Raw genomic sequence first — 23,438 nt, forward strand, 5'->3', positions numbered from 1 at the left:
GGCACATAGGCGCCGCCGGCCTTGATGATGGCCAGCAGGCCGACCAGCAGTTCCGGCGAGCGCTCGGCGGCGATGGCCACCGGCACGTCGGGGCCGACGCCCAGGGCTTGCAGACGGTGGGCCAGGCGGTTGGCGCGGCGGTGCAGCGTGGCGCTGTCCAGTTGCCCTCCGGCCCACGTGAGGACGATGCGCTGCGGGTCGGCGGCAGCCTGCAGCTCCAGCAGCTCGGGCAGCCAGCGATGGGCAACGGGCTGCGGGGCACGGGCCCAGCCGGCCAGTTGGCTGCGCTCGGCCTCGTCCAGCAACTGGATATCGCCCAGGGCCCGCGACGGTTGCTCAACCACCTGGCGCAGCAGGCTGACGAAGCGCTCGGCCAGGCGGCGCACGCTGCCGGCGTCGAACAGTTCGGTGGCGTAGTCGAAGGCCAGGGTCAGGCGGCCACGGGCGCCTTCCTCGCTGTGCAGTTGCAGGTCGAACTTGGCTTCGCGGCTGTGCCAGGGCAGCTCGTCGGCGAGCAGGCCCGGCAGGCGGCGCAGCGCCGAGAGGTCGCGCTGCTGGTGGTTGAACATGACCTGGAACGGCTCGCCGCCGAGGGCGTCCACCAGGCGGTCGAAGGGCAGGTCCTGGTTGGCCTGGGCGCCAAGGGTGGCTTCGCGGGCCTGGGCCAGCAGTGCGCTGAAGGTGCGACGGCCGTCGAGTTGGCCACGCAGCACCAGGGTGTTGATGAAGAAGCCGACCAGGCCCTGGGTTTCCAGGCGCTGGCGGTTGGCGCCGGGCACGCCGACGCGGATGTCCGCCTGCCCGCTGAGGCGGAACAGCAGGCCCTGGAAAGCCGCCAGCAGCACCATGAACAGGGTCGAGTGCTCGGCCTGGGCCAGCGCGCGCAGGGCCTTGGCCAGGTCGTCATCCAGGCGCAGGCTGTGGCGCGCGGCGGCGTGGCTGCGCTGGGCGGTGCGCGGGCGGTCGGTGGGCAGTTGCAGGGCCGGGGCCTCGTCGCCCAGTTGCTCGCGCCACCAGGCCAGCTGGCGCTCGGCCTCGCCTTCGGCCAGCCACTGGCGCTGCCAGACGGCGAAGTCGGCGTAGCCCAGGGGCAAGGGCGCCAGGTCCGCCGCCGGGCCACCGCAGGCGGCGCCGTAGAGGCGGGAGAACTCGTCCAGCAGCAGGTTCAGCGACCAGCCATCGGCGACTATGTGGTGCAGGGTCAGCCACAGCTGGTGCTGTTCGTCGTCCAGGCGCACCAGGGTCAGGCGCAGCAGCGGGCCGTGCTCCAGGTCGAAGGGCACCTGGGCTTCCTCTTCGCGCAACTGGGCGGCGCGGGCGTCGCGTTCGGCGCCGTCGAGGTGGCTGAGGTCGAGGCGCGAGAGGGTCAGTTCCTGGGACGGCAGGATGCGTTGCAGGGCGACGCCGTCCTGTTCGAGGAAGCGCGTGCGCAGCGCTTCATGGCGTTGCACCAGTTGCTGGAAGCTGCGCAGCACGGCGCCTTCGTCCAGCTCGCCACGCAGGCGCAGGCCGCCGGGGATGTTGTAGGCGGCGCTTTGCGGGTCCAGTTGCCAGAGGAACCAGAGGCGGTTCTGCGCGGGGGATTGCGGCAGGTCCTGGTTGCGCGGCAGGCGCGGGATGGCGCCCTGGCGCGGCGCACCGGCGGCCTGTTGGGCCTGCACGGCTGCGGTGAATTCAGCCAGGGAGCGGGCTTCGAAGAGCTGGCGCAGTTCCAGCTCCAGGCCCAGTTCGTCACGCAGGCGCGCCATCACCTGGGCGGCGCCGATGGAGTTGCCGCCCAGCAGGAAGAAGCTGTCGTCGGCGTTCACGACCGGCACCTGCAACTGCTCGGACCAGAGGGCGGCGATGCGCTGCTGCAGGTCACCGGCCGCCTCGCTGCTGGCAACCGGCGTGGCGCTGGCGGCGGCATCGGGGAAGCAGGCGTAGGCGTCGAGGCTGCCGTCTTCCAGGCCGCTGCGGCAGGCGGAGCGTTGCAGCTTGCCGCTGGAGGTTTTGGGCAGCGCGCCGGGGTTGAGCAACACCACCACGCGCGGCGCCTCCTGGCAGGCGTCGGCCACGGCCTGGCGGATCATGCGGATCAGGGTTTCCGGCGCATGGGCCTTCTGCACGCTGCGGCCGATCTCCACGGCGATGCCGATGCCCTCCTCGCCATCCTGTTTCACGGCGAAGGCGGCGACGCGGCCCTTGCGCACCAGCTCCACCTCGGTCTCGACGGTGCGCTCGATGTCCTGCGGGTAGAGGTTGTGGCCACGGACGATGAGCATGTCCTTGAGGCGGCCGCTGACGAACAGCTCGCCGTAGCGCAAAAAGCCCAGGTCGCCGGTGCGCAGCCAACTGGTGCCGTCGCGGTCGACGAAGGCCTTGGCGGTGGCTTCCGGGTTGCGCCAGTAGCCGTGGGCGATGCTCGGGCCGCAGGCCCAGATCTCGCCCACCTGGTTCTCGCCGAGCACGGCGCCGGTGGCCGGCTCGACGATCATCACCGCGTGCTCGGGCTGGCCGAAGCCGCAGCTCATCAGCAGGCTGTCGGCGCCCGGCTCGATGCGGTTCTGCGCCAGCGCGGCGCCGTCCACGCCAAGGGCGGGAATGCCCTGGCCGCGCACGCCGCCGGTGACGAACAGAGTCGCCTCGGCCAGGCCGTAGCAGGCGAGGAAGCTGGCGGCGTCGAAGCCGCAGGCGGCGAACTGGCCGGCAAAGCGTTCGAGGCTGTCCTGGCGGATCGGCTCGGAGCCGGAGAAGGCCACGCGCCAGCCGCTGAGGTCCAGCCGCGCCAGGGCCCCGGCGCTGACCCGCTCGCAGCACAGGCGGTAGGCGAAGTCCGGGCCGCCGCTGACGGTGCCGCCGTACTGGGCGATGGCCTCCAGCCAGCGCACCGGGCGTTCGAGGAAGTAGCGCGGCGACATGAGCACGCAGGGCACGCCGCTGAAGATGGGTTGCAGCAGGCCGCCGATCAGGCCCATGTCGTGGTAGAGCGGCAGCCAGCTGACGATCACATCGTCCGCGCCGATGCCGAAGCCGCGACGGATCAGCAGCTCGTTGGCCACCAGGTTGCCGTGGCTCACCTGCACGCCCTTGGGCAGCGAGGTGGAGCCGGAGGTGTATTGCAGGAAGGCGATGTCTTCGGCGGCCAGCACCGGCTCGCACCAGGCGTCGGCCAGCTCGTCCTGCAGGTCCTCGACGCAGAGCAGCGCCGGGCCGGCAGTGCCCAGGTCCTGGTTCATCTGCTGCAGGGGCTCGCGCAGGGCGGCGCTGGTGAGCACCAGGGCCGGCTCGGCGTCGTCGATGATCGACAGCAGGCGCAGTTGGTGATGGCGGCGTGCGGACTCCGGCGGGTAGGCCGGCACGGCGATGACGCCGGCGTAGAGGCAGCCGAAGAACGCGGCGACGTAATCGGGGCCGCTGTCGAACAGCAGCACCGCGCGGTCGCCGAACGCCGCCTCCGCCTGCAGGGCGGCGGCGATCACGCGGGCGCGCCGGTCCAGCTCCCGGTAGCTGATGACCACGCCGTCGCCCTCGCCTTCGAGAAAGCGCAGGGCGAGGCGTTCCGGCTGTTCGGCAGCGCGGCGCTGCAGGGCCTGGACCAGGGTGCTGGGGAGTTCGAAGGCGTCCATCATGTTGTCGTCCTGCCTGATGCGGCTTGAATTCGGGGTTCGTTGAAGCGAAGGGGCGCGCCCGACACGACGGCCGCGCCGGGCGGCTCAGCCGGCCGCCAGCGGAACCTGGCGCGACGTGCGGGCGCGCAGGCGCAGCAGGTGCTGCTCGGCGTAGCGCTTGAGGGTGCGCAGCACGGCGGCCTCCTGTTGCTGGAGGAAGAAGTGGTGCCCCTCGAACATATCGAGGGAGAAGCCGGTGGCGGTCTCGTCCTGCCAGTCCAGCAGCTCATCCACGCGCAGCTCGTCGGCCTTGCCGCCGAGCACATGGATGGGCGCCTGCAGCGGCTCGCGCCGGCGGTAGGCGTAGCTGCCGGCGACGAGGAAGTCGGCCCGCAGGATGGGCAGCGTCAGGCGCAGCAGCTCCTCGTTGGCCAGGGCCTCCTCGGGGGTGCCCTGGAGGCTGCGCAGCCTGGCGATCAGCTCGGCGTCGCTCTTGGCGTCGCGGTAGTCATCGACGTTGCGCCGGGCCGGGCCGGCGGTGGCCGAGGGGAACAGCGCCAGGGGCTCGGGCAGCCCCTTCTCACGCAGGGCGTGGGCCAGCTCGAAGGCGAGCAGCCCGCCCAGGCTGTGGCCGAACAGCGCGTAGGGCTGCTGCACCTGGGGCGCGACTTCGCAGGCGAGCTGCGCCACCAGCGTGTCGATGCGGGTGTGCAACGGCTCGTCCATGCGCATGCCGCGCCCCGGCAATTCCAGCGGCTGCACCACCAGCCAGGCGGGCAGGATGCGCCGCCAGCGGTTGTAGGCCATGGCGCTGGCGCCGGAATACGGCAGGCAGAACAGGCGCAGGCTGATCGGCGCGCTCACCTCAGGCCACCCCTTCGGCCTGTTCCATCTGCTTGCGCAGGCTCAGCGGGCGCATGTCGGTCCAGTGCTCCTCGATGTACGCCAGGCACTCCTGCTTCAGCCCGCTCTTGCCGGCGGCGCGCCAGCCGGCGGGGATGGCCTTGTAGTCCGGCCAGATCGAGTACTGCTCCTCGTGGTTGATGACCACCTGGAACACCACGTCATCACGATCGAACACCATGTCTGTCTCCTCATGCGAGTTGGGCCGGGCGACCTGCCCGTGCTTGCACTGAGGAGTACGGATGGCGAACGGGAATAATTAGCGGTACGGGGTGAACCCTCCGGCCCCGGTCGAGGCGTCACCAGGCACCACGGCGAAGACTGGATTCCTGTAGGCCGGTCCTACAGACCTTCCTGCTCATCACGCGCCCCACGCACATTCTTTTTCACAACCGCCGTCCCTGTTCCGTCATGGCCCCGCAACACGCCGGAAACCTCGGCGTGATCTGCTTCCCCTCGACATGAATTGCTTATCTATCGCATTTGACAATGATTATCATTGGTCATAATTTGTTACCCCGCTGAACGGGAGCCCACAGGTAACCGGGCCCTATGCCTACCCATGCGCAAGGTGATTTCCATGACGGATCAACTCTCAACAAGCCGGCTTGATTCCCCACTTCTGCAGGTCTTCATCGACAATCGCTCCATCCTGGTGAAGATCGCGATGCGGGTGACCGGCTGCCGGACCCGGGCCGAAGACGTGGTGCAGGACGCCTTCTTCCGCCTCCAGTCGGCGCCGAGGATCACCAGTTCGATCAAGGCCCAGCTCAGCTACCTGTTCCAGATCGTGCGCAACCTGGCCATCGACCACTACCGCAAGCAGGCCCTGGAACAGCGCTATGCCGGCACCGAGGAAGAAGGCCTCAACGTGGTGGTGATGCAAGGCGCCTCCCCCGAGACCTCGCACATCAACTACGCCACCCTGGAACACATCGCCGACGCCCTCGGCGAGCTGCCGGCCCGCACCCGCTATGCCTTCGAGATGTACCGCCTGCACGGCGTGCCGCAGAAGGACATCGCCAAGGAGCTGGGCGTCTCGCCGACCCTGGTCAACTTCATGATCCGCGACGCCCTGGTGCACTGCCGCAAGGTGACCCGTGCACAGAACGACGCCGACCAGCCCGAACGCATCGCCTGACCCTCCCGCCTGACGCGGGGCTTCCCTGCCCCGCTCCTTCCCACCAACCCGCGCCCCGTCGCCCGGGCTTATGCCCGGGATCTGAATCGGAGGGATTCCCGGACTGAAGTCCGGGCTACGGATGCTCCTCACCCCTGTAGCCCGGGCTTCAGCCCGGGTTCGGCATGGCGCCCCAGGCTGCCAGGCCCCTTCCCTGCCAATCCCCACGTCGCCGCCGGGCTCACGCCCGGGATCTGCATCGGGAGGATTCCCGGACTGAAGTCCGGGCTACGGATCCGCCACCCTGTAGCCCGGGTGCGGTTCAGGCCAGCGTGCAGCGGTCGAAGAAGCGCTCGCGGCCGATGGCCATGAGCGCGGCACGCTTGTGGGGGAAGTCGAATTCCTTCTCGCGGTAGAAGCCCAGGCCCTGCATGTGGGCGATCATCCGCGCGTTGTCGGCGCGGGGCTCGGCCACCACGCGGCGGGTACGCGGATCGTCGAGAAACAGGTAGTGGGTCAGCCCCGCCAGCCAGGCGGCCACCTTGTGCGGCCCGCGATGGTGCTCCTCCCCCACCAGCATGTGGATGCCGCGGTCGTAGTCGTCCACCGCGTAGAACGGCGCAATGCGGTCCTCCTTGGCCCAGTAGGCTTCGAAGTAGGCGAACGGCTCGTCGGCGAAGCAGCCCAGCAGGGTCAGGGTATGGGGGTCGCCGGCCTGGCGCTGCAGGTAGGCGCGGTGATGGTCGAGGCTGCCGCCCTCCTGCCAGAAAGCCAGCACGCGGGGTGAGTTCTGCCAACGGTTGAAGCGCTCCAGGTCAGCCTCGATGTCCAGCGTGCGCAGGGAGAACTCGGCCCCCAGCCGCGCATCGAAACGTCGATACACCTCGCCGCTCGGCTTGGGCGGACGCCGTGGGTGGCGCCGCCCTTCGCTCATCACCAGCCGCTCCGGGTAGACCGGCTGCATCTGCACCCAGGGCATCGGCCGCTGCCAGAACACCCCACGCTCGCACACGAACACGCCAGGCTCCTGCGCCGGCACCAGCCAGCCTTCACCCAGCGCCTCTGCCGGGGCGGCGCTCAACTGCCAGCGCAGCGCCTGGCACTCAAGCTCACGGGCGAGCCACAGGTAGCTCGCCCACCACAACGCCTCGGCATCGGGCAGCGCAGGCTCGAGGGGTTTGAGCAGCGGCAGCACGCCGGGCTGGGCGGTCATCACCAGCAGGGGCTGGCCATCCAGCAGCAGGTGCAGGCGGTCATGGGATTCGTCGACGTCGAGGCGCCGCCCCCCGGGCAGGGGCAGGCTCGACAGGGGATGCTGTCGGGGCATGGTGAAGCTCGCGAGTGATTGACTGTCCCTGATGAAACGCTGCAGGCGACATGGAAATTAGGCAGGGCGCACACCTCGCGACATGACATGCCCCATCCAGCACTTCATCAGTCGCCACCCACTGCTACTTCCATATATTCGGCCGCCACTTCCAAGCGCAATTAAACGTCCTGCCAACCCATATTCCAATTAATTGGAACAGCGTAATAACGCACACTTTCAATTAATTAAGACACCCACACCTGCACACTTTTAAACACCCCGGACATCCGCAATATTTCCGCTCAAGAATCCAGAAATCCATAGCGAATCGCTCTATAAAATCGATATTTTATTGACGCCAAAAAACAGACTAGTTGGCGCTGAATTTTTGACGTCATGTAAAATGCGATTTTTAACTTATTGATTTTTAAGAAAAATAAATTTTTTTTAGCCAAGTGTTGAACATCGCAATTAATTCCTCTTAGTCTGGAAGAAGGTGCTTAAATTAGCCCGCCCAGCGTCCTCCAGATGTGTCAGACAAAAACCATAAATGACAGCAGTCCTCCATGGAGGGGTGGCGATTCTTTTATTGTGTAGAGGGATATATGCATATCAGTATTTTTGGTCTCGGGTATGTAGGCGCAGTTTGTTCGGCCTGTTTATCTTCCCGGGGGCATGAAGTTGTTGGAGTTGATGTTTCCCAGCAGAAGATCGACCTGATCAACACGGGAAAGTCCCCCATCGTCGAACCGGGTCTCGAAGAACTGTTGCGCAAGGGGGTCGATGCGGGTTTGCTGCGCGGGACCACCGATGTGCGGGAAGCCATCATGGCCACCGACATGTCGTTCATCTGCGTAGGAACCCCGAGCAAACGCAACGGCGACCTGGACCTGATCTACCTGGAAGCCGTGTGCCGGCGGATCGGCGAGGCGTTGCGCGGCAAATCCACGCGCCACACCGTGGTCGTGCGCAGCACCGTGCTGCCGGGCACCGTGAAGAACGTGGTGATCCCCCTCATCGAAGACTGCTCCGGCAAACGCGCCGGTGTCGACTTCGGCGTCGCCACCAACCCCGAGTTCCTCCGCGAGAGCACGGCGATCCAGGACTACGACTACCCCGCCATGACCGTCATCGGCGAACTGGACCGTGAATCCGGCGACCTCCTTGAGGAGCTTTACCGCGAACTGGACGCGCCGATCATCCGCAAGCCCGTGGAAGTGGCGGAGATGATCAAGTACACGTGCAACGTGTGGCACGCGGTGAAGGTGAGTTTCGCCAACGAGATCGGCAACATCGCCAAGGCCTGTGGCGTCGATGGGCGCGAGGTGATGGACGTGGTCTGCCAGGACCACAAGCTCAACCTGTCCCGTTACTACCTGCGTCCGGGCTTCGCCTTCGGCGGCTCCTGCCTGCCCAAGGACGTGCGCGCCCTGACCTACCGTGCCGGCACCCTGGACGTCGAGCACCCGATGCTCGCCTCGGTCATGCGCAGCAACAAGGTCCAGGTGGAACGCGCCTTTGACCTCGTCACCGGCTACGAGAAACGCAAGATCGGCCTGCTCGGCCTGTCGTTCAAGGCCGGCAGCGACGACCTGCGGGAGAGCCCGCTGGTGGAGCTCGCCGAGATGCTCATCGGCAAGGGCTACGAGTTGAAGATCTTCGACCGCAACGTCGAGTACGCCCGCGTGTTCGGCGCCAACAAGGACTACATCGAGTCGAAGATCCCCCACGTGTCGGCCCTGCTGCGCAAGGACCTGAACGAAGTGCTGGACGACTCCGACGTCATCATCCTCGGCAACAACGACCGCCAGTTCGGTGAGGTCCTGGCATCCATTGCACCCGACAAGCAGGTCCTGGACCTGGTGGGTTTCATGCAGACCCCCAGCAGCCAGGGCAAGGAAGGCATCTGCTGGTAAACCCTGCCGCAGCGGTGCGCACCACCGCTGCGGTGTAGCGCGACAGGCCGCCACGGGGCCAGCACCGGCCCCACCGAGAAGCGTGCCGGCGCCAGGCAACCCGACTTTGAACGCCCCAGTGAACTGATTCTTGAACGCCCGGGAGAGACGGCATGATTCCGCTCATCTTGTCCGGCGGCAGTGGCTCGCGCCTCTGGCCGCTATCGCGCAAGCAGTACCCGAAACAGTTTCTCGCCCTGGTCGGTGAGAACACCCTGTTCCAGCAGACCGTGGAGCGCCTGGCCCTCGAAGGGCTCGAGCCGCCGATGGTGGTCTGCAACGAAGCCCACCGCTTCATCGTCACCGACCAGTTGGCCGGCATCCGCAGGAAGGCCCAGTCCATCCTGCTGGAACCCTTCGGCCGCAACACCGCGCCGGCCGTGGCCATTGCTGCGCTGACGCTGCTCCAGGCCGGGCGTGACGAACTGCTGCTGGTGTTGCCGGCCGACCACGTCATCGACGACGTCCAGACCTTCCACAGTGCCCTGGCACGCGCCCGGCTGGCGGCCGAGCAAGGCGCCCTGGTGCTTTTTGGGGTACCGGCGACCAGCCCGGAGACCGGGTACGGCTACATCCGCACCGCCCCCCACGGCAATGGCCTGCCCGAAGGCGTGCTGCCGGTGGAACGCTTCGTCGAGAAGCCCGACCTGGCCACGGCCCGACGCTTCGTCGAGGAGGGCCAGTACTTCTGGAACAGCGGCATGTTCCTGTTCCGTGCCAGCCGCTACCTGGAGGAACTCAAGCAGCACGAGCCCGGCATCTACGAGACCTGCGAGGCGGCCCTGGCCCGCAGCGAGCAGGACCTCGGCTTCCTCCGCATCGACCCGGCGAGCTTCGAGCACTGCCCCGACAACTCCATCGACTACGCCGTGATGGAACACACCAACCGCGCCTGCGTGGTGCCCCTGGACGCCGGCTGGAGCGACGTCGGCTCCTGGTCCTCGCTCTGGGAGATCCAGCGCAAGGACGCCGCCGGCAACGTCACGCGCGGCAACGTCGTGCTGCAGAACAGCCGCAACAGCCTGGTCCACAGCGAGCACAAGCTGGTCACCCTGGTCGGCCTGGACGACGTGGTGGTGGTGGAGACCAAGGACGCCGTGATGGTCGCCCACAAGGACCGCGTGCAGGAGATCAAGCAACTGGTCGGGCACCTGGCGGAGGAGTCCCGCCCCGAGGCCGAGCGCCACAGCCGGGTGCACCGTCCCTGGGGCGCCTACGACAGCATCGACGAGGGCACGCGCTTCCAGGTCAAGCGCATCACCGTGAAACCGGGCGCCAGCCTCTCGCTGCAGATGCACCACCACCGCGCGGAGCACTGGATCGTGGTGTCCGGCACGGCCTTCGTCACCTGTGACGACAGGCAGTTCGTGCTCAGCGAGAACCAGTCGACCTACATCCCGGTGGCCTCGGTCCACCGTCTGACCAACCCCGGGAAGATCCCCCTGGAGCTGATCGAGGTGCAGTCCGGCAGCTACCTGGGCGAGGACGACATCAAGCGCCTGGACGACGTCTACGGGCGCACACCGGAACTGATGGACTGAGTGCAGCGGGGCCGTCACGGCCCCGTTGCGGGGAGGCACGGATGCCAAGCGGCGCGCGTGCCAATGGAAGTCGTGTCGAACGAATGGAGTAGTACTGGATGCACGCTTCAGACGCCGCGTCCTGCGGACGCCTGCGCAAGCTGATCGGTTGGACATGCCTGTTCGCGCTGGTCGCCCTGGCCTCGGAGATGGTGGCCCCGGAGTACCTGGACCCGGCCCACCACAAGTTCATCTTCATCATCGGGGCCATCGGCATCTGGCGTTACAGCAACGCGGCCGTCCACTTCCTCAGGGGGATGTACTTCCTGCACTGGAAGTTCCCGCGCATGCGCAAGCAAGTCGAGGCGATGGGGGACGAGGCGCTGCCGGACCACCTGTTCATGGTGGTGACCAGCTTCCGCATTCCCACCACCACCACCTTCAAGGTCTACCGCTCGGTGTTCCAGGAGGTGCAGCGTCTGGGCGTGCCCTGCACGGTGATCGCCTCCATCGTCGAGAAGGGCGACGAGAACTTCATCAAGGCGATCATGCGGGACGAGGTGCGCGAGCGCAGCGACATCAAGCTGATCATCGTGCGTGCCCGCGGCACCGGTAAGCGCGATGGCCTGGCCCACGCCTTCCGCGCGCTGTCGCGGCAGATGCCGCTGCAGAACTCGGTGGTGGGCGTGGTGGACGGCGACACCATCATGCTGCCCGGCTGCGTCGAGCGGGCGGTGAAGATGTTCGCCCTGCTGCCCAGCGTCGGCGGCCTGACCACCAACGAATACTGCGAGGTGGAAGGCGGCAAGCTGGTCAAGGAGTGGCACACCATGCGCTTCGTCCAGCGACACATCAACATGTGCTCCATGGCCCTCTCCCGGCGCGTGCTGACCCTCACCGGCCGGCTGTCGTTCTTCCGCGCCAGCGTGATGACCGACCCGGAATTCATCCGCGACGTCGAGGCGGACTTCCTCGAACACTGGCGCCTGGGGCGCTTCCAGTTCCTCACCGGCGACGACAAGTCCTCCTGGTTCAGCCTGATGCGCGCCGGCTGGGACACCTTCTACGTCCCCGACAGCCACACCCTGACCGTGGAGCATCCCCCGGACAGCAACTTCTTCCGCGCGACCCGCCAGCTGATGTTCCGCTGGTACGGCAACTCGCTGCGGCAGAACTTCCGCGCCACCAGCCTGCTGGGCCTGGGGCGCCTGGGGGCCTTCACCCTGTACGTGCTCTACGACCAGCGCCTGTCCATGTGGACCTGCCTGATGGGCCTCACCGCCTCGGTGGCCGCCGCCCTGCTGTTTGGCGTGCAGTACCTGCTGGTGTACCTGTTCTGGGTGCTGCTGTCGCGCACGCTGGTGACGCTGCTGTTCCACTTCAGCGGCCACCCGGTGGATGCCCTGTATCCGTTCGTTCTCTATTACAACCAGATCGTGGGTTCGATCATGAAGGTGTACGCCCTCTTCCACATGGACCAGCAGAGCTGGACCCGCCAGAAGACCACCCTGAGCAACCGTGGCGTCAGCTTCGACGTCCGGCTCAACCGCTGGTCCTCCAAGGCGATGATGTTTTCCTCCATCGCGATCTTCCTGGGCGTCGTTTCGGTGCTCCTCGAACTCACTCAAATCTAAGCAGGCGCGACAGCCATGAGCAGCACGACCCTCGTACCCGACAACGTCATCCATGAAGCCATCGACGAGCGCCAGCATGTGCGCACCCGCATTCCTGCCAAGGTCATTCTCAGCGGCGGCGGCCTCGCTGGCCTGGAATGCGACATCCAGGACATCTCCCTCGGCGGCATCGGCCTCATCCATGCCCAGCCGCTCAAGCTCGGCACCCTGATGAACGCCTCCATCAAGCTGCGCCTGGCCAAGCTGGACCTGAACATCGACGCCAAGCTGAAGATCGTCTCCCAGCGCGGCAGCGAGGTCGGCGCGCAGTTCGTCGAGCTGGATGCGCAGAAGCGCGACATCCTGCGCTACATCATCTCGTCCTACATGTCCGGCGAAATCGCCGACATCAACGGGCTGTTCAACGTCATGCAGCGCGAGAACTACATCAAGGAGCGCAAGCAGAAACACGCCCTCGCCCGCACCCCGCTGGACCGACTCAAGGCCGCCGCCGGCACCCTCGCCTTCAGCCTCATCGGCCTCGCCGCCCTGGGCATCGTCAGCTACAAGGCCTACCTGCTGTTCTTCCGCATCCCCGCCGCACAGGCCACGGTGAGCGCCGATGCCTACGTGCTCACCATGCCGGAGAACGGCTTCGTCAAGTACCTGCTCAAGCCGGGCCAGAGCTCGGTCACCACGGGCGAACCGCTGGCCAGCATCTCCACTCAACTGGCCACCAGTTTCACCAGCCCGGCCGACATGGCCGCCCTCTCCAACCTTGCCCCCGGCGATGTCCAGGCCCTGCTCAACCGCGCCACCGTGGAGACCCTGATCAACAGCCCCTGCGACTGCGACCTGTACTTCCCCAGCCGCCGCCTGGACGGCTTCAACTACAAGCAGGCCCCCCTGGTGCACCTGCTGCCGAAGGACGAAGACCTCGTGGTGCGCGCCAGCGTGCCCTTCGCCAAGCTGCCCGACCTGAATCGGGTGCGCGCGGTGGACATGAGCGTGTACGGCAGCGACCAGGTGATCGCCGGGGAGATCGTCGCCTCCAGCGTCGACGCCCAGACCCAGAGCGTGGTGCTGACCCTCAAGCCCGAACAGCCCCTGCCCCGCGTTACCTACCAGCAGCCGGTGGCGGTGGACTTCTACCTCGGCCTGCCGTTGCTCGGCGCCACCCGCTGAGGCCTGTCGATGAAGGGAAAATCCACTGTCCTGGTCGCCGCGATGCTGCTGGGGTGTGCCGGTCCGGCCGGCGCCGCCCAGAGCCTCGAACAGATCCGTTACGCCCTCTACAAGGACCCGAACGCCGACGTCATCGCCGACCTGCGCAGTCTCGCCGAGCGCGGCGACCTGGCCTCCAAGCTGCTGCTGGGAGACCGCCTCGCCTCCGGTGACGCCGCCAACGGTGAAGAAGCCCTGGCGCTGTACAAGGAGGCATTCGCCGAGGGCCGTGGCGAGGTGCTCGCACTGTCCTCGCTGAGCCGACTGCTGGAGCGCAACCCGCGCATGCGCAAGGCCAATGCCGGCTACGTGCGCGAGGCATTGGGCCGGTTCCCCCATGCCCGCGACCCGCGCACCCTGGATGCCGCCCTGGAGGTCTTCCTGGTCTTCCCCGAGTACTTCCAGGCGCCCCGTGTGGCCGAACTGATCGGCCTCTACGAGTCGTCCTGCCTGGAGTTCTGCCGGCCGCAGCTGTACAAGGCCGTGCTCGCCGAACGCCAGGGCCGCCGCGATGACGCCGAGCGCGGGTACCGCGCTGCGGTGTTCGTCGATACCCGTGCCGTCGTGCGCTACTACGATTTCCTCGGCGACGCGCAGGACACCGCCTTCCCCGCCTTCGCCAAGACCCTGTTCGCGCACAAGGACCGCCTGCCCGTGGAAGCGGTGCACCGTATCGGCACCCTGCTGGACAGCATCTACTCCACCCAGAGCGGCCTCATCGCCATCGAAAACCGCGCCCTGCGCGAAGCCGACGAGGGCCTGGAAGGCGACGCCAAGGCCGAGGCCAGCGCCGCCGACAAGGCCCGCGCGGAAGCCCAGGCCAAACTGCTGGCGCAGACCAATGCCGAAGTCCGCGCCTGGCTGGACAACGCCATCGAACGCAACTGGGTGCCGGCCATGGTGAGCAAGGTCAACAACATGACCTCCTCCCCCCAGGACTTCACCGCCGACGAAGCCTTCACCCTGATCGAGCGCATCGCCCGCACCGACCCGTTGCGGGCCAAGGCCCTCAGGGCCTCGGTGCTGATGGTCACCAACTGGCTGACCCTCGACCCGGAACAGGCCCATGGGCTGATCCAGGAACTGCTCGACGCCAACTACCCCGAGGCCCAACTGCTGCTGGGCGACCTCTACAGCCGGGGCGGCCTCGACGAGCCGGACCTGGACAAGGCCCTGGCGATCTTCCACCAGCAGGCGCTCAACGGCTCGCCCTCGGCCTACTACCGCATCGCCAGCCTCTACACCTTCGGCCGCGCCATCTGCCACGACAAGGTCAAGGCCCACGCCTACGCCGAAGCGGCCAAGGGGCTGGGCGAGTTCCGCGCCAATGGCCTGCTGAAGCGCCTGGAAAAGGAAATGAGCCACGACGAACTGCAGCGGGCCACCCTCGCCCGTGATGTGATCTACAAGGAGTACCGCCTGTGAACGAGTGGAAGGCACTGCTGTGCATCGGTGCCGTGACGGTCAGCGGCGCGGTCGCGGCCGCCGAAGAGGACGCCTTCAGCCCCGCTCCGACGCCCACCGCCCCGGCTGCGCTGTCGCTGGACACCCTGCCCCCGGTGACCTCGGAGTTCTTCAACAAGCTCACCCTGCAGGGCGGCTACGGCCCCGAGGACTCGGTGCTGGGCGCCGACCGCAAGGGCTTCTACAGCCTGCGCTACGAGCCGAGCTACCACTGGTATTCCCCGGAGAAACGCTGGGCCAGGTGGCAGGTCTTCGGCCGCGCCTGGATCAACTACGACTCCAGCCAGTCCGCCACGCCGCTGCAGGACGACAACTTCCAGCAGAGCACCCGCAACGAACGCCCAGAGCACTTCTACAGCGAGCTGCGCGAGCTCTATGTACGCCGCAACCTGCTGTGCGACGACCCGCGCTTCTCCCTCTCCGTCGGGCGGCAGCGCTTCTATGACACCTATGGCATCTGGTGGGACGACAGCATCGAATCGCTGCGCTTCGACTACCGCGACGCTTTCTCCCATGGCTTCGTCGCCGTGGCGCAGAAGTTCTGGAACTACAACACCGACGTCAACAGCCTCGACCCCACCGAGGAGAACACACGCTACGCCATGGGCGAGTACGCCTGGCGCTGGAGCGAACGCAATTGGGTCGGCGCCCGCGTGCTCCACGAGGACGACCGGAGCAACGCCGACCCCGACGACGCCCAGGACTTCACCGGCACCCGCGCCGGCCTGTTCTTCAGTGGCGACGACCTGCGCGTCAGCCCGCTGTTCAGCGACTACCACCTGGAAGCGGTGCGCCTCCGGGGGCGCACCCGCACCACCGACGCCGACGGCGTCAGCGAGCACGGCAACAGCCGTGGCTGGCTGATGCTGGGCGAGGTCGGCAAGCGCTTCCACGACGCGCCCTGGGAACCCCGGGTCGCCCTGCGCGCGGGCCTGACCGACGCCCCGGACAACGAGGCCGACGGCTTCCGCCTGAACCGCATCCAGTCTGACCGCATCGTCAACCCGTCCAGCTACAGCACCCGCCTGGTCAGCTCCTTCGTGGCCCTGAACATGCGCAACCTGAAGTACTACGGCGTGGCCCTGGAAACCCGGCCCACGGCCCGCAGCTCGCTGGACATCCGCCTGAGCGACCTGTACCTGCGCGATGCCGACGGCGACCTGCCGGTGCGCGTCGACCAGCAGCAGGCCCGCGAGCGCCGCCAGGCGATCCGCGCCGGGCGCGGCAACGGCCAGCGCGACGTCGGCCAGGTACTGGACCTGAACTACTACTGGAAGATGTTCCCGCTCGCCTACGAGGGCAAACACCTCGACCTGAATGCGCTGGTCAGCGCCAGCTACCTCCGGGCCGGTGACGCCCTGGAGAGCGGCGACGACGTCCAGATCTCCTTCGGCCTCGTCATGCGCTACTGAGGGAGCACCCCATGATCTTTGCCTCCAACGTCTTCCTGTTCCTCTACCTGCCGGTCTTCCTGCTGGTGTACTTCCTGGCCCGGCCAGCGTGGCGCTCCAGCGTCATCGTCGCCGCCAGCTACCTGTTCTATGCCTGGTGGCGGCCGGACTTCCTGCTGCTGTTCGTCGGCATCACCTACTGGAACTTCTGGTTCGGCCTGCGCATCAGGCAGCAGCAGCAGGCCGGCAACCGCCAGGCAGCCAGCCGCCTGCTGTGGCTGGGGGTGGTCGGCAACCTCGCCACCCTCGGCTACTTCAAGTACGCCAACTTCGGTGCCGACGTGCTGGCAGCCCTGCTGGCCCCGCTGGGCATCAACACCTTCACCCTGGAGCACATCCTGCTGCCGCTGGGCATCTCCTTCTATGTGTTCCATGCCCTGAGCTACATCATCGACATCTACCGCAAGGACGCCGAGCCGACGCGCAACTTCATCGACTTCGCCGCCTTCGTCGCCCTCTTCCCGCACCTGGTGGCCGGGCCCATCCTGCGCTACAGCCAACTGGCACCGCAGCTGCGCCAGCGCACCCACTCCCTGGAGCTGTTCTCCATCGGCGTGGGGCGCTTCATGGTCGGTTTCATCATGAAGGTGCTGATCGCCGACAACCTGGCACCGGTCAGCGGCCTGTTCCTCGCCCAGGGTGAACTGCAACTGGTGGAGAGCTGGTTCGGCCTGCTGGCAGCCTGCTTCCAGCTCTACTTCGACTTCGCCGGCTACAGCAACATGGCCATCGGCCTGGCGCTGATGATGGGCTTCCGCTTCCCGGAGAACTTCAACCAGCCCTTCGTGGCCCAGAGCGTCACCGAGTTCTGGCAGCGCTGGCACATGACGCTGGCCCACTACCTGCGGGACTACGTGTTCATGCCGCTGGTGCGCAAGCGCGTGGCCGGGCCGATGCCGGCGCTGGTCCTCACCATGCTGCTGTCGGGCCTGTGGCATGGCGCCAGCTTCGCCTTCATCTTCTGGGGGCTGTTCTTCGGCGTGGCCATGGTGATCGAGCGCCAGCTGGGCATCGCCACCAAGATCACCACGCCCTACCGCTTCTGGCGCAACATGCGCACGGCCGTGCTCATCCTCCTCAGCATGCCGCTGTTCTTCACCAACGACCTGCGCCACAGCCTGGACATCTACGCCGGCCTGCTGGGTCTGAACGGCCTCGGCAGCCTCGACCTGTACATCCTCGGCACCTCGCGCATGGCCATGGCCTTCAGCCTGGTGGCGCTGGCCTGGCTGGTGCTGGCCGGCCGCAACAACGTTCGCTACTACGCCGGACTGAAGGACGGCTACGTCATGCAGCACTTCGGCGGCGTCCAGGCCCTGGTGCTCTGGAGCGGCTTCTTCGTCGCCCTCAGCAGCCTGGCGGCGAACTCCTTCTCGCCCTTCCTGTATTTCCAGTTCTAGGAGCGGACCCGATGAAATTCCCCGTGATCACGTCGGCCAGCCTGTGGAATGGGCTGCTGTTCATCGCCCTGCTGGGCGGCATGTTCCTCTATTCCCTGCCGGCCGTGTTCAGCTTCGGCAAGACCCAGACCGACACCTGGTCGCTGTTCGTGGACGGCAAGCTGCTGCGCAAGTTCGAGCAGTTCTACGACAAGCGCTTCTTCCTCCGCGAGCCGTCCGTACAGGCCTGGGCGGACATCCGCTTCATGCTCTTCGGCGAAGCCACCAGCGGCGTGGTGCTCGGCCGGGACGGCTGGCTGTTCACCAACCAGGAATACCTGGTGACCCGCGACCTGCCCGCCAACCTGCAGCAGCAGGTGCAGGCCATCGTCCAGGTGCGCGACCGCCTGGCGGCGCACGGCAAGAAGCTGGTGCTGCTGCCCGTGCCGATGAAGCTGGACATCTACGCCGCCCGCGCTCGCGTGCAGCCCGACCTGCGCGCGGTGGCGCTGTACGACCGTTTCGTCGAGCGACTGAAAGCCGAAGGCGTCGACGTCACCCCGGTGCGCAGCGCCTTTATCGCCGCGCGGGAAGGCCAGGCCCTGTTCCTGCCCAACGACACCCACTGGAGCCCCGAAGGCGCGCGCCTCGCAGCGGCCACCTTCGCCCAGGGCAACCCCGCCCTGGTCGGCACCACCGCCTACCGTTCGCAACAGGTGGGCAGCAAGCCACACAGGGGCGACCTGATGAACTACGTGCAGTTCGACACCGGCCTGGCCGCCACGGACTTCGCCCCGATCGACCTGCCCCTGTTCGAGACCCTCAAGGCCGAGCAGGCGGTCAGCGATGCGGCGCTGTTCGACGACGAAGGCAGCCCGCTGCTGCTGGTGGGCACCAGCTACAGCAAGATCGACGACTGGAACTTCGTCGGTTTCATGAAGGAATACCTGCACAGCGACCTGGTGACCCTGGCCCAGGAAGCCCGCGGCCCCTTCCAGGCCATGGAACTGCTGCTGCAAGGGCCGCAACTGGCCGACCCCGGCCTCGACACGGTGATCTGGGAATTCCCGGTGCGCACCGTGCTCGCCCAGAACATGGTTGCCGCGCGCGCCCGCGCCGAGCAGCCCAGCCACTTCTGATTCGACGACCAAGGAGACCCCTCATGCGAATCACCTCCCGCCTGCTGAGCGCACTGGCGCTGCTACTGACCATCCACCTGCCGGCCCAGGCCGCCAAGGATGCCAATGCCGACCTCTACGACGCCGTCGCCCCGGCCGACTCCGCCTTCGTGCGGGTGTTCAACCTCTCCGACAAGGGCATCGACGTGACCCTGAGCGGCAAGGTCAACCCGCAGAAAGTCCCGGCCGGGCAGATGAGCGGCTACCGCTTCGTGCCCCAGGGCAAGCACCGCATCGCCACCGGCGCCCTGGCCGTCGAGCCCGAGCTGAAGGCCAACACCGCCACCACCCTGCTCTACACCGGCAGCGAGCTGGTCGTCATCGCCGACGCCTTCGTCAACGAGCCGAAGAAAGCCCAGGTGGCCTTCTACAACCTCACCGGCCAGGACGTGGCGCTGAAGACCCGCGACGGCAAGCACGACATCGTCCAGGCACTGGGCAAGAACCAGACCGGCAGCCGCATGGTGAACGAGATCAAGATCGGCTTCGCCGCCTATGCCGACGAACAGAGCCTGGCGCAGTTCGACGAACTCTTCCTGAAGAAAGGCCGCTCCTACAGCTACGTGCTGCTGCCCCAGGCCGGCGGCTATCGCACCCTCAGCCTGGCCAACAGCGTCGACCCCACCGAGTGATGCGACGACAGGGATCGGCGCCCGTCCCCACGGGCGCCTGCCTCAACAACGGATGAACCCGCCTCGACCATGAAGAAGACCTTGCAGCACGGATTGGCCCTGTTCCTGGCCCTCGTCAGCCTCCCGGCGCTCGCTGCCGAGGCGCCCACCTGCGGCGACCTGGAATGCCTGCTCTGCCCTGGCCTGACCGATCCGCAGCAATACGCCGAAGGCAACATGAAGCTCATGCGCGAGATCGCGCCGGGCAAGGACCGCTGGCTGTTCCGCTCCGTGGTCGACCTGACCAATGACTTCGGCATCCCCGCCGCCATGGAGCCCGAGTTCGCCCGGCTGATGCGCACCTTCAAGGCCCAGGGCACCGACGTGGTCATCGCCATCCAGCCCACCCGCGGCCTGATGCACCGGGACAAGGTCCGCCCCGACCGCGCCTACGGCTTCGACTACGCCAAGGCCAGCGCCAGCCTGCGCCACTTTGCCGGGCAACTGCGGGCCGGCGGCGCCATCGTGCCGGACGTCATGCAACTGGTGGAGCACCCGCCGCAGAAGGAGTACTTCTTCCGTCGCGACCACCACTGGACCCCGGCCGGGGCCGAGGCCACTGCCCGCCTGGTGGCCGACGAAGTCCGCCGGCACCCGCTGTATGCCGGCCTGGCGAAGAAGCACTACCAGACCGAGCCCGGCGTGATGGTGCCCAAGGACGGCACCATGAACCTGGCGCTCTCGCGCATCTGCGGCAACAACTACGGCTTCCAGTACGTGCGCGGCTTCCAGACCATCCCGGTCAACGACGATGCCGACGCCCTGTTCGACGACGCCCCGGACCCGGAAGTGGTGCTGGTCGGCACCTCCAACTCGGCGGCAAGGGAGGACGAAAGCAAGCAGTTCAACTTCGACGGCTTCCTCAAGCAGTACCTCGACGTGGACATCCTCAACTACGCCCTCCCCGGCGCCGGGCAGGACGGCGCGTTGCTGGAGTACCTGCAATCGGACAGCTACTCGCCGCAGAAACCGCCCAGGCTCATCGTCTGGGAGCTGCCGGCCAACTACCGCCTGGACGACCCGCTCAGCTACCGCCAACTGATTCCAGCCATCAAGGGCGGCTGCCGCGCTGAACCCCTGGCCCGCAATGCGCTGCAAACCGGCGTGCTGAAGGTCAACCAGCGCATCGAACTGCTCAGCAATGCCGGCGACCAGCGCCGCAAGCTGAGCGATCTGGACGGCTTCCTCGACATCCGCATCAGCGACCGCAACCTCAAGGACTTCTACGTGATCGTCTATTACGACAATGGCGCCCGGGACAAGGTGTGGTTCCGCCGCGAGGCGGTCGTCACCGGTGGCCACTACTACCTGGAACTCAGTCGGGCCGAGGCGTTCAAGGGCGCCAACCTGCTTTCGGTGTTCATGGAACCCACCGTGGACATCACCCAGTCGACCCAGGTGGACGTGCAGCTATGCCGCTGAACCGCCACCTGCTCTGCGCCCTCGCCCTGCTGCTGGCGCTGCCCATGAGTCCGGCACAGGCGGTCAACTCCCTCTGGGCCGACCAGGCAACGCCCCAGGCTGCCATGGTGGGCGACTACCGCAGCCTCGGCTGCCCCTACCCCGCGCCCGAGCCCTACACGGGCGCCTTGCAGTTCGAGAGCAAGTACGACCAGAGCGACGTCACCAAATCGCGCCTGAGCGCCACACCCGACGTCCAGGCCAAAAAGGTCCAGGCCCAGGTGAAGGGCTACATCGGCGGGCTGATCCGCGCCTCCAAGGAATTCCAGCGGGCGAAGCGCCCCGAGCGGGCCAACCAGGCACTCGCCTGCCTCGACACCTGGCTCGGCCGCTGGGCCCATGCCCATGCACTGGAGAACCCCGACGCCAGCAAGACCGGCATCGCCGCACGCAAATGGGCGCTGGCCGCCATCGGCTCCACCCTGCTCAAGGTCCGCGCCCTCAGTGACGGCCGCTATGAGCTGGACAGCGAGCAGAAAGCCTGGCTGGAGCGCCTGGCGAAACGGGTGATCACCGAATACCAGCCTCGTCATGTTCCCGACTTCCCCTACTTCAACAACCATGACTACTGGGCCGGCTGGGCCGTGGCCTCGGTGGGGATGCTGGTGGAGCGTGAGGACTTCATCGCCTGGGCCGACTACAGCCTGCGACGGGGCCTCGCCCAGGCCCGGCGGAGCACGAGCGGCGACTACGCCTACCTGCCCCTGGAAGTGGCCCGGGGCAGGCTTGCCAGCACCTACACCCAGTACGCCCTGGTCCCGCTGATGCTGCTGATGGAGAGCGCCGAAGCCAACGGACGGCCGCTCAGCGGCGACGAGCGCCAGACGCTGTGGCTGCTGGCCAGCTTCGCCGCCCGCAGCCAGCTCGAGCCCGAGAAACTGCCGGAGCTGCAGGCGCACGACCAGGACGAGGTCGCGCCCTACAAGCTCGCCTGGCTGATCCCCTACCTGCACCGCTACCCGGGCCACCCCTGGGCTCGGCGGCTCTACGACGAAATGGATGGCGACGTGGACAACTACAGCCAGATCGGCGGCCCCATCAAGCCGATGTACCCGACCCAGGATTGAAAGAGGGACCGCACATGCGCCAGGTCATTTTCCGCTCCGGCTGCCGCCTGCTCGCAGGCCTGTTGCCCCTGCTGCTGGGCCTTCATGCCCAGGCGGCCAGCTACCAGCCACCTCGCCCGACCCTCAGCCTGCTGCCGTGGGACGCCCAGCAGGCCGAGCTCCAGCACGCCCGCGACGCCATCGCCCAGACGGCGCTCCCGGCCCTGGAAACGGCAGCGCCCGCAGGCCGCGCACGCGCCAGCCTGGAGACGATGTTCTCCTCCCAGCAGGGAAGCTGGTACTTCGAGCCCTTCGCCAGGAACGGCCTGTTCCGCGCCATCGCCGGCTACCAGGCCCACCACCCGCAAGCAGTAGTGATCAGCGGCGGCAGCCTGACCCTGGAACAGCTCGCGACCGCGCTCAACGACCCCCGCGTGCTGAAGCGGCACAAGGACGGCTACCTGCTCAGCTACCCGCTGGTGATCGCCCCCGGCGCAGCCCTGCGGGTCGAAGGCAGCACGCTGTACCTGTACACCCCCTCCGGCACCGCGCTGATCAACCGTGGCCTGCTACAGCTCAAGGGCGCCACCCTCTCCAGTTGGAAAGGCGAATCGGCAGGCGACACCCAGGACCCGTATCGCCCCTTCGTGATGGCCTGGGCCGGCAGCACCCTGCACATCGAGGACTCGCACCTGAAGCGGCTCGGCTACAACGCCAACTTCACCCGTGGCATCACCACCGCCCTGAGCCCCCAGCAGCCCGCCGCCACAGCGCCGGCACGGGTGCTGGTGCGCAACAGCACCTTCAGCGACCTGTCCACCGCCCTGGAGCTGCAACACGCCCGCGCGCGGGTGCAGGGGTCGCGCTTCAGCGACCAGCAGCAGTACGCGCTGGACCTGAAAGACAGCCAGATCGAAGTCCTGGGCAACTACATCGACGGCGTGCAGAACAACAGCGGCCTGCGTGCACGCGGCCAGGTCAGCGGGCTGATCGCCGACAACAGCGTGCTGAACACCGCCAAGGCCGGCATCGAAATGGTGGAGCAGCAAGGTGCCCTGGGCATCCGCCGCAACCTGCTGGGCGCATCCCGCGGCGCCGGCATCCTGCTGGACCAGTTGACGCCCAGCGAACGCCTGCCCCTGCTGCTGGAGGGCAACCTCATCGGCAACACCCAGGGCAGCGGCATCGACGCCAGCAACGTCGGCGGCGTGCTGTTCCTGGTGAGCAATCAGGTCGGCAACACCCCCGAGTACGCCATCAGCCTGCGCAACCCCCAACACCTGCCCGGCCGCCTGGTGCTCACCGGCAACACCCTGGGCGGCATCGGCAAGGCCATGGTGCGGGTCGAAGGCCTGGAACAGATCGTGCTCGGCGGCAACCGTTTCCAGGGCAACCCGGTGTTGCAGAGCGCCTTCATCGGCGACCTGCTGCCGGTGCAGAGCCAGGTACTGGAAAGCACCGTGCGCCACCCCTGCCTGCTGCACGTAGACACCGGAGCCAGCGCCCCGACTGCCGAGTGGGTGGTGGATGAGGACTGCAGGGGCTGACTACCGC

Annotated in this window: 17 protein-coding genes; 13 read left to right on the top strand and 4 right to left on the bottom strand. The window is 67.1% G+C overall.

All coding sequences use genetic code 11. The features are described from left to right. The 3 genes from A7D27_RS16025 to A7D27_RS16035 form a co-directional block, all read right to left on the bottom strand. Positions 1 to 3,611, bottom strand: a 3,611-nt coding sequence (locus tag A7D27_RS16025; protein WP_139134108.1) for a condensation domain-containing protein, incomplete at its 3' end; no start/stop codon positions are given. Positions 3,612 to 3,695: 84 nt separating this feature from the next. Continuing rightward, positions 3,696 to 4,454, bottom strand: coding sequence for a thioesterase II family protein (locus A7D27_RS16030; protein ID WP_069565425.1), 759 nt, complete (start codon positions 4,452 to 4,454; stop codon positions 3,696 to 3,698). 1 nt (position 4,455) lies between these two features. Further along, entirely contained in the window at positions 4,456 to 4,674 is a 219-nt protein-coding gene (locus A7D27_RS16035; protein ID WP_044404743.1) for an MbtH family protein, read from the bottom strand. Positions 4,675 to 5,073: 399 nt separating this feature from the next. Here A7D27_RS16035 and A7D27_RS16040 point away from each other — a divergent pair, with 399 nt between their 5' ends. After that, entirely contained in the window at positions 5,074 to 5,634 is a 561-nt protein-coding gene (locus A7D27_RS16040) for an RNA polymerase factor sigma-70 (protein ID WP_069561430.1), read from the top strand. A 301-nt stretch (positions 5,635 to 5,935) separates the two neighbouring features. Here A7D27_RS16040 and A7D27_RS16045 read toward each other — a convergent pair whose 3' ends face one another. After that, the gene (locus tag A7D27_RS16045) at positions 5,936 to 6,940 is read right to left on the bottom strand and encodes a GNAT family N-acetyltransferase (RefSeq protein WP_069565426.1); all 1,005 of its coding nucleotides are present in this window, start codon (positions 6,938 to 6,940) and stop codon (positions 5,936 to 5,938) included. A gap of 587 nt (positions 6,941 to 7,527) precedes the next feature. On the opposite strand from A7D27_RS16045, the gene A7D27_RS16050 reads away from it, so the two are divergent. The 12 genes from A7D27_RS16050 to A7D27_RS16105 all read left to right on the top strand — a co-directional run bounded on the left by A7D27_RS16050 (position 7,528) and on the right by A7D27_RS16105 (position 23,431). Continuing rightward, entirely contained in the window at positions 7,528 to 8,838 is a 1,311-nt protein-coding gene (locus A7D27_RS16050; protein ID WP_069565427.1) for a nucleotide sugar dehydrogenase, read from the top strand. A gap of 152 nt (positions 8,839 to 8,990) precedes the next feature. Further along, positions 8,991 to 10,418, top strand: coding sequence for a mannose-1-phosphate guanylyltransferase/mannose-6-phosphate isomerase (locus tag A7D27_RS16055; protein WP_069565428.1), 1,428 nt, complete (start codon positions 8,991 to 8,993; stop codon positions 10,416 to 10,418). Between the two features lie 98 nt (positions 10,419 to 10,516). Further along, complete coding sequence (locus A7D27_RS16060) at positions 10,517 to 12,031, top strand: glycosyltransferase (protein ID WP_069561420.1); 1,515 nt, start codon at positions 10,517 to 10,519, stop codon at positions 12,029 to 12,031. Positions 12,032 to 12,046: 15 nt separating this feature from the next. Beyond that, positions 12,047 to 13,195, top strand: coding sequence for a PilZ domain-containing protein (locus A7D27_RS16065; RefSeq protein ID WP_069561421.1), 1,149 nt, complete (start codon positions 12,047 to 12,049; stop codon positions 13,193 to 13,195). A 9-nt stretch (positions 13,196 to 13,204) separates the two neighbouring features. After that, positions 13,205 to 14,659, top strand: a complete 1,455-nt coding sequence (locus A7D27_RS16070) for a sel1 repeat family protein (protein WP_069561422.1) — start codon at positions 13,205 to 13,207, stop codon at positions 14,657 to 14,659. Next, complete coding sequence (locus tag A7D27_RS16075) at positions 14,656 to 16,110, top strand: ion channel protein AlgE (RefSeq protein ID WP_069565429.1); 1,455 nt, start codon at positions 14,656 to 14,658, stop codon at positions 16,108 to 16,110. Before A7D27_RS16070 ends, A7D27_RS16075 begins: the two co-directional genes overlap by 4 nt. A gap of 11 nt (positions 16,111 to 16,121) precedes the next feature. Next, positions 16,122 to 17,549, top strand: a complete 1,428-nt coding sequence (locus tag A7D27_RS16080) for an MBOAT family protein (protein ID WP_069565430.1) — start codon at positions 16,122 to 16,124, stop codon at positions 17,547 to 17,549. A gap of 11 nt (positions 17,550 to 17,560) precedes the next feature. Then, complete coding sequence (locus tag A7D27_RS16085) at positions 17,561 to 18,667, top strand: hypothetical protein (RefSeq protein WP_069565431.1); 1,107 nt, start codon at positions 17,561 to 17,563, stop codon at positions 18,665 to 18,667. Between the two features lie 23 nt (positions 18,668 to 18,690). Continuing rightward, a complete protein-coding gene (locus A7D27_RS16090; protein ID WP_139134109.1) occupies positions 18,691 to 19,338 on the top strand; it encodes an alginate O-acetyltransferase AlgF in 648 nt (215 codons plus the stop codon). Between the two features lie 69 nt (positions 19,339 to 19,407). Beyond that, positions 19,408 to 20,799 (top strand): alginate biosynthesis protein AlgX, encoded by a 1,392-nt coding sequence (locus A7D27_RS16095; RefSeq protein WP_069565432.1) that lies wholly within the window; start codon positions 19,408 to 19,410, stop codon positions 20,797 to 20,799. After that, positions 20,790 to 21,905, top strand: a complete 1,116-nt coding sequence (locus A7D27_RS16100; RefSeq protein ID WP_069565433.1) for a polysaccharide lyase — start codon at positions 20,790 to 20,792, stop codon at positions 21,903 to 21,905. The genes A7D27_RS16095 and A7D27_RS16100 overlap by 10 nt, the downstream gene beginning before the upstream one ends. Before the next feature lie 14 nt (positions 21,906 to 21,919). Then, positions 21,920 to 23,431 carry a right-handed parallel beta-helix repeat-containing protein gene (locus A7D27_RS16105; RefSeq protein WP_069565434.1) on the top strand — a complete coding sequence of 504 codons (1,512 nt, stop codon included), beginning with the start codon at positions 21,920 to 21,922 and terminating at the stop codon, positions 23,429 to 23,431. Positions 23,432 to 23,438: the final 7 nt, after the last annotated feature.

Source organism: Pseudomonas sp. 1D4 (assembly GCF_001728925.1).
In the GTDB taxonomy this organism is placed as follows: domain Bacteria; phylum Pseudomonadota; class Gammaproteobacteria; order Pseudomonadales; family Pseudomonadaceae; genus Metapseudomonas; species Metapseudomonas otitidis.

Coding starts and splice junctions, on each gene's coding strand:
- A7D27_RS16055 (WP_069565428.1), top strand. CDS start 8,991: ATGATTCCGCTCATCTTGTCCGGCGGCAGTGGCTCGCGCCTCTGGCCG.
- A7D27_RS16090 (WP_139134109.1), top strand. CDS start 18,691: ATGCGAATCACCTCCCGCCTGCTGAGCGCACTGGCGCTGCTACTGACC.
- A7D27_RS16085 (WP_069565431.1), top strand. CDS start 17,561: ATGAAATTCCCCGTGATCACGTCGGCCAGCCTGTGGAATGGGCTGCTG.
- A7D27_RS16070 (WP_069561422.1), top strand. CDS start 13,205: ATGAAGGGAAAATCCACTGTCCTGGTCGCCGCGATGCTGCTGGGGTGT.
- A7D27_RS16050 (WP_069565427.1), top strand. CDS start 7,528: ATGCATATCAGTATTTTTGGTCTCGGGTATGTAGGCGCAGTTTGTTCG.
- A7D27_RS16035 (WP_044404743.1), bottom strand. CDS start 4,674: ATGGTGTTCGATCGTGATGACGTGGTGTTCCAGGTGGTCATCAACCAC.
- A7D27_RS16105 (WP_069565434.1), top strand. CDS start 21,920: ATGCGCCAGGTCATTTTCCGCTCCGGCTGCCGCCTGCTCGCAGGCCTG.
- A7D27_RS16100 (WP_069565433.1), top strand. CDS start 20,790: ATGCCGCTGAACCGCCACCTGCTCTGCGCCCTCGCCCTGCTGCTGGCG.
- A7D27_RS16065 (WP_069561421.1), top strand. CDS start 12,047: ATGAGCAGCACGACCCTCGTACCCGACAACGTCATCCATGAAGCCATC.
- A7D27_RS16045 (WP_069565426.1), bottom strand. CDS start 6,940: ATGCCCCGACAGCATCCCCTGTCGAGCCTGCCCCTGCCCGGGGGGCGG.
- A7D27_RS16095 (WP_069565432.1), top strand. CDS start 19,408: ATGAAGAAGACCTTGCAGCACGGATTGGCCCTGTTCCTGGCCCTCGTC.
- A7D27_RS16060 (WP_069561420.1), top strand. CDS start 10,517: ATGCACGCTTCAGACGCCGCGTCCTGCGGACGCCTGCGCAAGCTGATC.
- A7D27_RS16080 (WP_069565430.1), top strand. CDS start 16,122: ATGATCTTTGCCTCCAACGTCTTCCTGTTCCTCTACCTGCCGGTCTTC.
- A7D27_RS16040 (WP_069561430.1), top strand. CDS start 5,074: ATGACGGATCAACTCTCAACAAGCCGGCTTGATTCCCCACTTCTGCAG.